Source organism: Porphyromonas sp. COT-239 OH1446 (assembly GCF_000768875.1).
In the GTDB taxonomy this organism is placed as follows: Bacteria; Bacteroidota; Bacteroidia; order Bacteroidales; family Porphyromonadaceae; genus Porphyromonas.
Map to the genome: position 1 here is coordinate 128891 of NZ_JRAO01000027.1, position 13145 is coordinate 142035.

The following is a 13145-nucleotide window of genomic DNA, read 5'->3' on the forward strand; positions in this document are numbered from 1 at the left end:
GTTTATTTTCATTTTAAGGTTATATCCAAAGGCTAACCTTTACGAAGAAAACATGTTTTCAGCACAATGGCCGAGCCATCAATGCGACAATCGACCTCCTCAGGGTTGTCGGTCAAACGAATGCCTTTGACCTTGGTCCCTTGCTTGATGACAAGGGATGAGCCTCGGACCTTGAGATCCTTGATCACGGTTACGACGTCGCCATCGGCAAGCTCCGCACCATTGCAGTCTTTGGCTCGGGGCTCTTCGTCCTGTATAGGATCGCTTTCGTCTAAATGAAACTCGTGGAAGCAATCTGGGCAAATGTAAGCACTCCCATCAAAATAAGTATTGTTCCCCAGACATTGTGGGCACTTAGGATAGTCAGTCATGATGGGCAAAGATAATATATTCTCAACGAATCTGCAAGAGATCTGCTCAGGGGAAATGAGTACCTTTGCATCGCAAATGCGGAGCAATGCTCCTGGAGGAATATCTATTTATCGAATTTCAGCAAGATAACATAAAGCAATATATGGCATTACAATGCGGTATCGTGGGCCTACCTAACGTTGGGAAGTCCACTCTATTCAACTGCCTCTCCAATGCGAAGGCACAGTCTGCTAATTTCCCCTTCTGCACGATCGAGCCCAACGTAGGGGTCATCACAGTACCTGATGAGCGGCTCAACCAACTGGCCGAGATCATCAACCCTCAGCGTATCGTCCCCACGACGGTCGAGATCGTAGACATCGCAGGGCTAGTCAAAGGAGCAAGCAAAGGGGAGGGGCTAGGGAATAAGTTCCTGGCCAACATCCGAGAGACGGATGCTATCCTGCATGTGCTGCGCTGCTTCGACGATGATAATATCACCCATGTCGATGGCACGGTAGACCCTGTTCGAGACAAGGAGATCATCGACACCGAGCTACAGCTCAAGGATTTAGAGACAGTCGAAGCGCGCATTCAGAAAGTCGCCAAGCAGGCTCAGACGGGAGGGGATAAGGCAGCCAAACAGACCTACGAAGTACTGCTTCGCTACAAGGAAGCTTTGGAGAAGGGGCTCAACGCCCGCACAGTGAGCTTCGAGACAAAGGACGAGCAGAAGATCGCTCGGGAGCTATACCTACTCACCAGCAAGCCCGTCCTCTATGTCTGCAATGTAGATGAGGGCAGTGCTCTCTCGGGCAATCAGCATGTCGAGGCTGTACGCAAGGCCATCGAGGGCGAGGATGCCGATATCCTCGTCGTAGCAGCCAAGATCGAGAGCGAGATCGCTGAGCTGGAGACCTATGAGGAGCGTCAAATGTTCCTCGCCGAGATCGGCCTCGAGGAGAGTGGTGTAGCTCGCCTCATCAAGGCTGCCTATAGCCTGCTAGGGCTAGAGACTTACTTCACTGCCGGGGTGCAAGAGGTGCGTGCCTGGACTTACCCCAAAGGCAGCAAGGCCCCTCAGTGTGCGGGGGTGATCCATACAGACTTCGAGAAGGGCTTCATCCGTGCCGAAGTAATCAAGTTCGCCGACTTCATCCACTATCGAGGTGAGGCGGCCGTAAGAGAAGCGGGCAAGATGGCTGTCGAGGGCAAGGAGTATGTCGTCCAAGATGGCGACATCATGCACTTCCGATTCAATGTCTAGCTCTTCTCGGGCAGAAAGTCTCTAGAAATGTCTATGGGGCAGCAGAGCCGACGCTCTGCTGCCCCATATCTTTATCTCGCCCAAAGCTAAAGGATGCTTAGGCGAACGAGTACGATCTTAGTAGCACTCGAGCGAAGGATCTCGAAGCGCAAGCCCTCGATCTCAATGACCTCACCCTGAGCAGGAATGCTCTGATGGTGGTGGAGAATCAGGCCTGCAATGGTCATGAAGTCATCATGCTCGGGCAGGCTAAGACCGAAGCGTTCGTTTACGTCGTCGATCTCTAGACGTGCACTCAGGATATAGGTGTGCTCATCGACCTGCTTGGCGGTGAGCTTCTGATGGTCATGCTCATCTTCAATATCGCCGAAGATCTCCTCAACCACGTCCTCTAGGGTGATCATCCCTGCCGTACCGCCCAGCTCATCAATAACGATGGCAATGCTCTTCTTACGCTGCATGAGCTGGGTCATGAGCTTATTGACATACATACTCTCGGGGACGAAGACAGCTGGGACGATACGATCCTGCCAATTCTCCCCTCGAAACATCTCGCTCGAGTGAATATATCCCACCACATCGTCGATACTGCCTCGATAGACAATAATCTTCGAGAGACCTGTGCGAACAAACTTCTCCTCAAGCTCCTGTATATCCGCCCCGAGCTCCACACCCACGATCTCATTGCGAGGGATGAGGCAGTCTCGCACCTGTAGACTAGGGAAGTAGAGGGCTTTCTGAATAAGGCTTACCTCGGTATCCAACTCTCCCTCCTCTCCTTCGCTGGGCTGATTGCTCTCGAGATAATGCTCCAGGTCTGCCACCGAGAGGCTCGGGGTGATACCAGTCTGAGAGGAGCGTTGGCCTAAGAGCAAGAGTAGTCCTCGGGTAATCCAGCCGATGATGTAGACGAAAGGATAGAGCAAGAGATATATGAGCAGGACAACGGGACTAAAGAAGCGCATCGTCTCGTTGGGGTTCGTACGGAAGGTAACCTTGGGGATGAATTCACCCATGAAGAGGATGAGCAGCGTACCCAGGAGCGACTGAACGAGCAGGACGAGCACATCGCTCTGCAGGAAGCTCTCGAGCCAGGGCTCAAGCAGTCGAGCTACCAGTAGTCCGTAGATAACCAGGACAACATTGTTGCCCAAAAGCATCGTCGTAATGAAGTGATCTGGACGTCCGTAGAAGAGGTTCAGAGCCCGAGCCGTCAGCCCACCTCGAGAGCGGTCAAGCTCGAGGCGCAGCTTGTCCGAGGAGACAAAGGCGATCTCCATGCCCGAGAAAAAAGCAGAGAGTAAGAGAGAGATGAGGAGGTATAGGTAAATCATCTAGACAGATCGCTGGGAGGTAAACCCTCAAGACTATCTCGAGGAGCAAGAGAGTCTGCCCCAGAGAGGGGCTTATCCTTGTAGTCGAAGTCGCCTCGAGAGCGATAGATCGAGTAGCTGCTCAGATCGTCTCGAGCGGAGAAATGATCGCCCCGAAGCTCACGCCCCTGGGTGAAAAAATAGGTCGTATCATTGGAGTAAAAGCGACGCTCTCGCTTGAGCCAATGCAACTGGGGGGTGTAGAGCCTACGCCCCTCTGTGCCATGCATGCGGACATTGCCATAGAGCACCCACTCCTCCTGCTCCACTCGGTGCACAGCCGAGTCGGCCTCGATGAAGATCTCCGAGCTCTGAATCGAGTCGAAACCCTCGAGGCGTAACCCATCGGGGAAGAGCCAATACTTCGGATCGCTCTCATCATAGATCAGCCACAGAGGACTGATGAGGCGATACTTGACCTGCCCAGAGTCGGAGATGAGGACATCTACCTGCTCGGTACGGATGGTGTACATCGAAGTGGTGTCGATCTCCAAGTTGCGGATCTCGACCTTCTTCTGCCCACAAGCCCCCAAGCCCGCAAGGCTCAGGACAATGGCCAAGAGGAGCGATAGATACTTACCCATGCGTCTAACAAAGCGAAGAGACCTCCGCAGCCTGCCCTAAGCGGCCCAGCCGTCTCAGGGCAGACCCCGAAGGTCTATCCTCCAATCAACTACGATACCGTACGTCTCGGATGCTCATCCATGACCTGGTATGCAATCTGTGTAAGCCCTACGATTAGCGAATAGTCGTAGTCCCGTAGCCTGGTACGGTAAAGCTCTGCCCAGCCTTGAGGTCAGGATGCATGAAGATATCTGAGGGCGAGGGTAGGCTACGGCGATAATTGGCAATCAGGCTATTGGCACGAGAGGCCACAGAGGGGTCTAGGCTAGCGGCCTGCTGTAGCTTGTCGATCACGAGATAGTAGACACAGCGCTGCTTCACCTTGTCGTCTGGGAAGATGCGGTCGGCATCGTTACCGATCATCTGAGCCAGGAGGATGAGCGAGGGACCTGAGCGAGGGTTCTCTGCCAGGGCCTTATTGCTGTAGCTGCGGGCATCGGAGAATTTATTCTGCTTGAGGGCAATCTGCGCCAAACCTTCGTAGCACTTGGCCCTATCGGTAGCCTCCTGAGAGTGCTCGATGGCCTTGAGCAAATACTCCGTAGCCTCCTCGTAGCGACCACTCGAGAGGGCATCGCTGGCGATACCTACGGCTGCACGGGCAGAGGGTTCGAAGGCGAAAAGATAGCGACTAGCCTTACTGTAGGCTGGCGACTCACAGCCAGCGAACTGGAAGAGGGAGCAGGCAAAGCTGAGGAAGTCTTTGTTGTCCTTGTTCTCCTCTACCTTCTCTACGGTGTAGATCTTGTTGATGAGCTCACAGTTTGCGAAGCCACTCTGAACGAACTCTGTATCCATCTGTGTCTTGACAGTGAGGATCTTATTGACCGTAGTGCTATCCTCGGCGGCGGCGGCAACCTGCTTGTCGAGGTAGTCGCTCATGAGCATATACTCCTTGACGTAGGCCTCCTCCTGGCTCTTGTCCTTGAGGGCTATAGCACGAGAGGCATTGGCATGGAAATAGAGTAGCTGTGGAGATGCCTCATGCTTGCTGGCCTCAATCACAGGGCGTGTCCAGCTGAGGATCTGATTGTAGTCTACATCGGCCTGCATCAGGGTGATATAGTCCGTGATTTTGCTGCTCATGATCACATCGACACCGTGGCGAGGGTCGTTGCCAAAGTACTTCGCACGATCATCATGGAGCTTGAGCAGACGATTGATCAGCTCCATTCTCTTCGTAGCATCCTTCTCCTGTCCGATGCGCCACTTGAGGATGCGAGAGCCGTGGATGTAGATGTTCTTGCTCGAGGCAGGACAGTCTCTGTAAGCCTTCTCCCAGGGTGCGATAGCCTCCTGCATAGAGCCGCTACGCACGAAGCCTCCGAATAAGGAGAGATTTTGGCGACAATCGATGCTGTCCTTACCTGAACCGAAGGGAGTGCCCGTGGCAGCTCCTGTCTGAGCATAAGCAGAGGTGGCAACGAATGTGAGGGCTGCACCTAAGATAAACTTCTTTAGCTTCATTACTTATAGAGTCTTAAAGTGTTACAATCATTGATTTTGAGTGCCTAGTGCACACGAGCCTTGCGAAACCAAGCCTCGTTGAAGGTCAACCCCAGCGTAATGCCAAGGTAGTGCTCTCGGATCATAGATGGCCGCTGAGGCGAGAGATACTTGTAATTGACTGCAAGGTTGAGGAAGGAGCGCATATCCACCAGAGGGAGGGCCATCCCCAGAGAGGCTCCGAGCTCCTGATAGCCAGCAAAGTCCGATGAGGCAGGCAGGGCGATCTTCATGTGCCCCTGACCGAAGCTCAAGCCGAAGCGATAACGAGCGCGCTTGAAGATGCTTCGGCTGCGTGCCGAAGGCAAGATCTCTGCTCCGAGAGCAAGGCTATAGGTATCGGCTAGCTGACCAATCTGTACCCCCTCCTGGTCGATGAGCTTACCCACCTGATTGCGGTACTTAGCACTAGACCACTGGCTATAACGCAAGTCTGCCCCAACGAGCATCTTGTCCTGGATGCGATACGAAGCCCCGAAGCCCAATGATAGGGGTAGGGTGTAGTGCCCGTTGGTAGTGATTGTATCACGCTTGAGAACAATGCTGTTACCTGTCGCAGAGTTGATCGCCAGGCGGTTCTCCTGCTCCTCCACAGAGAGCGATGTAGGCAGGCTAGCCGTTACACCAAGGGTTAGGGATCTCTGTCCCTTGTCGCCGAAGGCGATCTCGTACTGAGTGCCAAGGTCGAACTTGACCCCCCTCAGATCCATCCGATCTGTGAAGACAGGGTTGATCGCCCCTGGTGTCGAGTAGATCACCCTGCGCTCGTGAGCGTTCACCCCAAAGAGGAAGGAGGCATTCGCTCCAATGCTCAGTCCCTTGAGTGGGGTAAGGGCCGAGAAACCAAGATAGAGATTGTTGTACGTCCCCTCGCCCGAGTAAGTGCGTACCGAGGTCTTGCCGTCCTCGCCTGTCGAGAGGGTCTCAGGGCTGCCGAAGCGGTAACCTGTCGTCGCCCAAGGCATGATGCCTGCGCTCATAGCTAGCGAACGGCCGAGCGGCATGAGGATAGTCATGTACTCGAGGTTACCTAGCGTGCGGGCATCGGACCGCTTCCCCTCAGCAATCCATCCGTTACGCAGCGATACGGCTACGTCCATGATAAAGGTCAGCGAGTCTACTGCACTGTAAGAGGCTGGATTGCCAGGGTTGATGATATAGGCATCTCTCAGACCAACCGAAAGGCCTCCCATAGCACGGCTGCCCGCAGTGGTATTGGGCGAGAGCATCCCATAGCCATAGCGGCTATAGGGCGAACGCTCATTGTTCTGTGCCGTAGACACGCTAGGCACTAGGGGCAGGATGGCCAGGGCCATGAGGCCGATACATCTAGTTATTTTGCGGATCATCATTTGTTATACTCCAATATTACATTCAGGCCGCTGAGCACGAGGTTACGCACGGCCATCGTTTTGTTTCTAAGATGAGGGGCGAGCTTGGGGGCATCGCCGCCAGAGACGAAGACAAGAGCATCCGAATGCTCTGCTCGTAAGGCATCTATGTAGGCATCCATCTCATAGAGCAACCCCTGCATCACTCCTAACGCTAGAGCTTGCTGAGTATTGTGTCCGTAGGGTGCGCCGTCGAGGGCTGGCTCGACCCAGGGCAGACGAGAGGTGAAGTGCTGTAGTGCCTTGGCACGCAGCGAGAGACCTGCCGAGATGTTGCCTCCGACATATACCCCTGCCGAGGAGATACGTTCGTAGGTAACAGCCGTACCGGCATCGATCACGAGACACTCACGTCCGAGCGTTCCGAGAGCAACAGCCCCGACGACAGCGGCCACTCGGTCTGTTCCCAGAGTGGTACGGTCGTAGGCGATCTCTACGGGCACGGGCGTGTGGGCATCCATGTTGATGACCAGGGGCAAGCGATCCTGCAATAGGCGAAGCGGCTCATGATCCACATCAGCTACAGAGCTATAGATGGCGGCCGAGATCTCGGGATGGCGATCAAGAAGGCTATTGACCTCGGGCCAATAGAGCCGAGGAAGCACATAATTCTTGAGCACACGCCGAGCATCGCACACAGCGATCTTGCATACAGTATTGCCTTGATCTATTACTAAGTTCACGAAGGCTTGTCCTTGAATTAGAGTACAAAGAAACGCTTTTTTTGTGGAATAAGCCCCCTTGCCGAGAGGGCAAACCTACAAACTAACTTCCCCCCAGCCCCCAACAGGGCCTCGATCTCCCTCCTCGAACTCCAAGGATAAAGTATAGCGGCTATCCGATCCTTCGGAAGTGTAGGAGCGCAGGTGAGGTATAAGTAGAGCCTCGATCAAGGTGATAGATAGGGCCTCCTCAGAGACATAAGTAGGAGTGCCATCGAGATATAGATAGGGCTTCAATCGAAGTATAAGTAGGAGCTCGATGGAGATATAAGTAGGAGCGCAATCGAGGCGATAGATAGGATCTCCATCGGGCAGATAATAGGCTTACAAGCAGGGTCTCGAGACGACACTTCAGTTGCAAAGAAGAGAAGATAGCCACAAAATACTAGCAGATAAGCAAATAGATATCCTTATGCTGCTCATGCCGTAGGGCTCTAGGCGTTCGAGGCACGGGGGAGAGAGTTGGAGCTTGAGAGATAATGCCTATCTTTACCTGCAAGTGATTAGAGACATGATACAGGAGCACATCCAAGATCCTCAGCACCTCGGCCTCATCGTCCTCTCGGGCGGTATGGACAGCGTAACCCTACTCTACGAGTATAGGGAGCGGATTGGCCTTGCCCTATCCTTCGACTACGGAGCCAAGCACAATGCTCGAGAGCTGCCCTGCGCTCGCTACCACTGTGAGCGTCTCGGCATCCCCCACATCATCATCCCCCTGGGCTTCATGGGTGAGTACTTCCGCAGCTCACTGCTGCTCTCAGGTGGCGACATCCCCCTGGGCCAGTATGACGAGCACAATATTCAGAGTACCGTCGTCCCCTTCCGCAACGGGATCATGCTCTCCATCGCCGCAGGCCTGGCCGAGAGCCATGCACTCGGGAGCATTTACATTGCTAATCACTTCGGCGACCATGCCCTCTACCCCGACTGCCGAGCCAGCTTCATCGAGCCCATGACCAGGGCCGTTAGGGAGGGAACGACCAATGCCGTCGAGCTCATAGCCCCCTACACCCACCTCGACAAGGGCCAAATAGCCAGCATCGGGGCACGCCTAGGCATCGACTACAGCCATACCTGGAGCTGCTATCAGGGGCGAGAGCTGCACTGCGGAGAGTGCTCCACCTGCCTGGAGCGACGTGAGGCTATGGCCCAAGCCGGACTAGAGGACCCCACTGCCTACGAGAGCAAACCAATACAATAGCAAACAAAGAGGAGGCCTACAGCACGGGATCTACCCGACTGTAAGCCTCCTGGTGTAATATACAAGACTATGACTTATCACGAGACTTCCATCCCTGGCCTATGGCTCATCGAGCCGGCCATACACACGGATGAGCGTGGCTACTTCTTCGAGAGCTACAATGCTGACGATTTCGCTCGCCGCATCGGCAGCCTAACCTTCGTACAGGATAACCAATCTCGCTCCAAGCGTGGAGTGCTACGTGGACTGCACATGCAGTACGCCCCCTACGAGCAGGCCAAGCTCGTGCGCTGCCTCGAGGGTTCGATCATGGACGTTGCCGTCGATCTGCGCCCAGGTTCTAGGCACTATGGCAAGCACTTCGCCGTCGAACTATCTGCAGAGAACTATCTGCAGCTCTTCGTTCCCCGAGGCTTCGCTCATGGCTTCATCACCCTGTCAGATTTTGCCACGGTACACTACAAGGTAGACTCTCTCTACACTCCACACGCCGAACGAGTGATCCGCTTCGACGACCCTAAGCTAGGTATCGACTGGCAGGCCCTGAGTGGCATACCCACTGAACAATTCGTTCTCTCGGAGAAGGATCAACGAGCCGAACGCCTCTAACACCCCTACCTTGCTAGATCAAGATCAACTGGCGCAATAGCTCAGCCTGTATGCGCTCGTTGATCTGTCGTACTAACGTCTCCCGCTGTAGCGAGAGGTGATGACGTATGACCGAGGAGGTTGTCTGCACCACGAGCTTACCCTCGTGTATATCTATATGTGAGATAAAGGGAAGTTCTCGCTCGAGCAGCTCCCTTACCACGATGATGGCCTGCCGCTCGAGCAGGCCTTCGTGTATATTGGGCTCTTCCTCGAGGAAGTCCTTGAGAATATCGCCGATGAGGCGAGAGTCCTTACGCTTCATGATAATCAATAGGCGTGATGACACCATGCGAGACCTCGAAGAGGCGATAGTCATCACCCAGCGAGGCGACAATCTCATCCAGGTGCTTGCGATTGGTGTCGGTAACGAAGATCTGCCCAAAAGCTTCGCCTCCAACCAGCTCGATGATGCGCTCTACCCGCTCGGCATCGAGCTTGTCGAAGACATCATCCAAGAGCAGCATGGGCCGCTCCTGGGCCGAGAGGCTGAGCAGGATGTACTGGGCTAGCTTGAGACTGATGACAAAGGTTTTGTTCTGCCCCTGGGAGCCAACCTTGCGGATGAGCTCGCCCTCTAGGAGCATCAGGAGCTCATCCTTGTGAATACCCTCTGTTGTGAAGCCTACAGCCCGGTCTCGAGCTCGACTGAAGGTGAGCAGCCCGAGCAGGCGACCCTCAGTCTCATGCAGACCGCTTAGGTACTCTAGGCTTACTCGATCCGCCCCCGAAGAGATGGCTGTATAGAACCGCTGGAAGTGGGGGATGAACTCCTCAATAAACCTCTTCCTACGCTCATAGACCACCCTACCCCATCGATCTAGCTGCATATCCAGCACATCGAGGAGGGCATCCGAGACTGAGGTCTCCTTCAGCAGGCTATTGCGCTGCTGTAGAGTCTTGTGGTATTGGCTTAGGGCATTCAGATAGACGGCATCCTGCTGCGATAGCTGCTGATCAACGAAGCGTCGCCGCTCCTCACTCCCCCCGAGGATTAACTGATAATCTTCAGGCGAGACGATCACCAGCGGGAAGCGACCGATGTGTTCGGAGAAACGCTGATACTCCTTCTTATTACGCTTGAGGATCTTGCCCTTACCAGGGCGGATCTGTAGGAGCAGACTCTGCACATCCTCACTGTCCGAGAGATAAGAGGCGTCAAGCACCGCTGCCTCCTCCCCACGACGCACCGCCAGGGCGTCCGTGATCCCGAGGTGGCTCTTAGTGAAGGAGAGATAGTGGAGAGCATCCAGTACATTGGTCTTGCCCATGCCGTTGAGACCGATGAAGCAGTTGAGCTTGTCAGAGAAATGACAGCTCGCCGAGGCAATGCTCTTGAAATTGATAATATGAAGCTCTCTCAGACGCATACTAGTCTATCCATTAGTCGAGGATACGCAGCCACTCATCTCCATTGGGTTCTAGTCCCACAACGATCGGGTGGCTATCAAGCTGCATACAGTAGGGCACAGCCCCCTCGTGCCCAGCCGAGCATAGACGCTCGTAATGCTCACAGGAGCGGATGTAGTCAATACGCTCCTCAAGCGTGAGGCAATGGGCTGCCCAGAGGTCAGTCATCATACGGGCAGCATCGCCCATAGCCTTGCCTCGGCCACTCAGCTCGAGCTCATAGCCCAATGCCCCTGCATAGAGGCAGTCTTCGCTCGAGACATGCCCCTGCCATCCTGCCGCCACGACAACGACCTCGCCGATGCCACGACGCTCTAACAGGTCAAGCGTAGCCGATACATTGAGCATACTACCGATGAGCACATAGCCAGCACCAGCCTCTCGGGCAATGCGTAGCGACCGAGTGCCATTGGTCGTCGTTAGGACAATACGCCTACCCCCCACCCGCTCGGGGGTGTACTCCTTAGGGTCATTGCCCAGGTCGGCGAAGTCGCAGCGGCGAACATTCCGCTCGGCAGCGATAAGGCAGCCAAGCTCTCGACCTCTCTTCTGGGCCTCCTCCGTCGTGGCTACAGGCAGGATCGCCTCGGCACCATGGGCCATGGCCGTAATCATCGTCGTCGAAGCTCGAAATATATCTGTGATCAGCACCGCAGCACCATCTCGGTGGTAGAGCCCATAGAGCTCGGGGCTAGGGCAGAGGAAGAGTTGGATCATAAAGTCATTGATTAGTCTGTAAATAAAATAGCCGAAGCTCCTCACCCCTAGCAGGGGGACGTCCCCAGCACTCTCTGGGCAGAGGCCACGAAAGGCTCGGCATCCTCGAGCGAGAGCTTTCGCTCGCTGCCATCCTTGAGCTTAATGAGCACCGTATGCCTAGATCCCTCAACGAGGCTAATGCTATACACCTGTGTCAGCGGCAGATGTTGCTTGCGAGAGAGCGACCCATAGCCCGAGAGGACGATATGCCCCAGCTCCTCATCCAGGATCAGCGAGACAGGGCGGATGGCAAAGTAAATCCCGACAAAGATGAGACTCAGGACGAGGTACACCGTATAGCGGGCAACGAGCGAGGCCTCGACCAAGGGCTGCTGCATGGCCTTGATGAGGACATAGTCTAGCATGAGAACAAAGCCCAGGAGCATGTAGTCCAACAGTCTGCGTAGCCCCTTGGGCGAGAAGCCGAGGAGGTAAAATCTGGTTTTGAGGTCTTTGTGCGACATAGTGCCTGAGTATATCGAAGTGAATGTATTACTGGATAGTCTCGACCGATGCCTCTATACTCTGCCTGGAGAGGCGAATACGCAGCCGATCGCCCCTATTAAGGGTAGAGGCCTCGGTGATGATCTTCCCCTCGTGCTCGACGATGGCGAAACCTCGGCTAAGGATGTGCTCAGGGTGCGACAGACGAATGGCTGTCTCTAGCTGGTCAAGGCGAGCCCTCCAGCGGGCTTCATGCCCCCGAACCAGCACCCCGAGGGGCAGCACAAGACGCTCGAGCCTGGATGCTCGCTGCTCCATCACCCTGCGGCCCAGGTGGGGTAAGCTCTCAGCAAGGCTTCCTACACGCCTAAGCTCAAGGGCAAGGCGTTGGGAGAGCGAATGGCTTAGGCGACGGTGTAGCTGGCTCTGACGCAGTCCCTCGAGCTCGAGCCTGCGAGCCCCTAGGCGAGGCAGCAACGCAAGCATTTGCTCAAGCCTACGCTCTCGGTAGGCCATGAGCTCCAGGACAGCTAGGCGAAGCCTTTGGCCTCCTGCCTCGAGGAGGCGAAGCTCACCGTAGAGGTTCTGTACGAGATAGTCAGCAACAGCAGTAGGTGTCTTGAAGCTCGTATGGGCCACCATATCTAGGACACTAAGGTCTCGCTCGTGTCCAATGCCACTGAAGAGGGGAAGAGGAAACTGTGCACAGTACTCGCAGAGCTCATAGCTATCGAAGGCACGCAATTCACTCACTGCCCCTCCACCTCGAATGATCACCACAGCATCGAAATGGCTGCGAACAGCAAAGATACGCCTTAGGGCAGCAATGACCGAAGACGTTGTTTGCTCTCCCTGCATTTGGGCAGAAAAGAGAGCAGTATAGAAGTGTAATCCATAGTGATTGTCCCTAAGATGTCGCACGAAGTCGCCATAGCCTGCAGCCCCCTGTGCCGACACGATGGCGATACGCTGTAGGGGGCGAGGCAGCTCGAGCGACTTGTTGACCTCGAGGATGCCATGACGCTTGAGACGCTCGATGGTCTCTAGCTTCAGCCGAGCAAGTTCGCCCAAGGAATAGCTCGGATCAATCTCATGAATCTGTAGGCTCAGACCATACTGCTCGTGGTAACTGATCGAGACCCGAGCGAGGATGTTCATCCCCGAGGTCAATGGTCCTGCACCCGAGGCAATGAGGCTCTGGCGGATCTCGGCATAGGTAGAAGCCCAAATCGTCGCCCGTACTCGAGCCACGACATTGCCCGTACTCCCCTTCTCGAGTAGCTCCATGTAGCAGTGCCCCGAAGCCCCTGCATGTCTGAGGTCGCTCGTCTCGGCACGTACCCAGTAGGTCGAAGAGAATGAGGCCTCGAGACAGCGGCGCACCGAGCCTGTAAGCTCGAGCAGACTATAGCTTCGTGGTCTGGACATCTATGGCTGTGAAGAGTA

The 13145-nt window shown here is 55.0% G+C and carries 14 protein-coding genes; 3 read left to right on the forward strand and 11 right to left on the reverse strand.

Going from position 1 to position 13145, the window contains the following annotated elements:
• Positions 1-32 precede the first annotated feature (32 nt).
• Positions 33-371 (reverse strand): zinc ribbon domain-containing protein YjdM, encoded by a 339-nt coding sequence (locus HQ37_RS06185; protein WP_036881568.1) that lies wholly within the window; start codon positions 369-371, stop codon positions 33-35.
• A 143-nt stretch (positions 372-514) separates the two neighbouring features.
• Here HQ37_RS06185 and ychF point away from each other — a divergent pair, with 143 nt between their 5' ends.
• A complete protein-coding gene (gene ychF / locus HQ37_RS06190; protein WP_036881570.1) occupies positions 515-1618 on the forward strand; it encodes a redox-regulated ATPase YchF in 1104 nt (367 codons plus the stop codon).
• An 86-nt stretch (positions 1619-1704) separates the two neighbouring features.
• Here ychF and HQ37_RS06195 read toward each other — a convergent pair whose 3' ends face one another.
• The 5 genes from HQ37_RS06195 to HQ37_RS06215 form a co-directional block, all read right to left on the reverse strand.
• Positions 1705-2952: a hemolysin family protein gene (locus tag HQ37_RS06195; protein ID WP_036881504.1), complete on the reverse strand. Its 1248-nt coding sequence runs from the start codon at positions 2950-2952 to the stop codon at positions 1705-1707.
• Positions 2949-3575 (reverse strand): LPS export ABC transporter periplasmic protein LptC, encoded by a 627-nt coding sequence (gene lptC, locus HQ37_RS06200; protein WP_052080815.1) that lies wholly within the window; start codon positions 3573-3575, stop codon positions 2949-2951. The genes HQ37_RS06195 and lptC overlap by 4 nt, the downstream gene beginning before the upstream one ends.
• 154 nt (positions 3576-3729) lie before the next feature.
• Entirely contained in the window at positions 3730-5082 is a 1353-nt protein-coding gene (locus HQ37_RS06205) for a lipopolysaccharide assembly protein LapB (protein WP_036881506.1), read from the reverse strand.
• Between the two features lie 44 nt (positions 5083-5126).
• A complete protein-coding gene (locus HQ37_RS06210) occupies positions 5127-6473 on the reverse strand; it encodes a hypothetical protein (protein WP_036881508.1) in 1347 nt (448 codons plus the stop codon).
• Positions 6470-7195, reverse strand: a complete 726-nt coding sequence (locus HQ37_RS06215) for a type III pantothenate kinase (RefSeq protein WP_036881510.1) — start codon at positions 7193-7195, stop codon at positions 6470-6472. Before HQ37_RS06215 ends, HQ37_RS06210 begins: the two co-directional genes overlap by 4 nt.
• A gap of 550 nt (positions 7196-7745) precedes the next feature.
• Between HQ37_RS06215 and queC the strand changes: the two genes are divergently transcribed.
• Positions 7746-8438, forward strand: coding sequence for a 7-cyano-7-deazaguanine synthase QueC (queC, locus tag HQ37_RS06225; RefSeq protein WP_052080817.1), 693 nt, complete (start codon positions 7746-7748; stop codon positions 8436-8438).
• 69 nt (positions 8439-8507) lie between these two features.
• Entirely contained in the window at positions 8508-9047 is a 540-nt protein-coding gene (gene rfbC / locus HQ37_RS06230; RefSeq protein WP_036881513.1) for a dTDP-4-dehydrorhamnose 3,5-epimerase, read from the forward strand.
• Between the two features lie 13 nt (positions 9048-9060).
• Here the strand turns inward: rfbC and HQ37_RS06235 are convergent, their stop codons facing one another.
• Genes HQ37_RS06235 through xseA form a run of 5 tightly spaced genes read right to left on the reverse strand, consistent with a single transcriptional unit; the run spans position 9061 to position 13127 of the window.
• Entirely contained in the window at positions 9061-9351 is a 291-nt protein-coding gene (locus HQ37_RS06235; protein ID WP_036881516.1) for a DciA family protein, read from the reverse strand.
• The gene (locus tag HQ37_RS06240; protein ID WP_036881518.1) at positions 9341-10456 is read right to left on the reverse strand and encodes a DNA replication/repair protein RecF; all 1116 of its coding nucleotides are present in this window, start codon (positions 10454-10456) and stop codon (positions 9341-9343) included. Before HQ37_RS06240 ends, HQ37_RS06235 begins: the two co-directional genes overlap by 11 nt.
• 13 nt (positions 10457-10469) lie before the next feature.
• Positions 10470-11213 (reverse strand): 2-phosphosulfolactate phosphatase, encoded by a 744-nt coding sequence (locus HQ37_RS06245; RefSeq protein WP_036881519.1) that lies wholly within the window; start codon positions 11211-11213, stop codon positions 10470-10472.
• A gap of 47 nt (positions 11214-11260) precedes the next feature.
• On the reverse strand, positions 11261-11719 hold the full coding sequence (locus HQ37_RS06250) for a hypothetical protein (protein WP_036881520.1): 459 nt from the start codon (positions 11717-11719) through the stop codon (positions 11261-11263).
• 28 nt (positions 11720-11747) lie between these two features.
• Complete coding sequence (gene xseA, locus HQ37_RS06255; protein ID WP_036881521.1) at positions 11748-13127, reverse strand: exodeoxyribonuclease VII large subunit; 1380 nt, start codon at positions 13125-13127, stop codon at positions 11748-11750.
• Between the last annotated feature and the right edge of the window lie 18 nt (positions 13128-13145).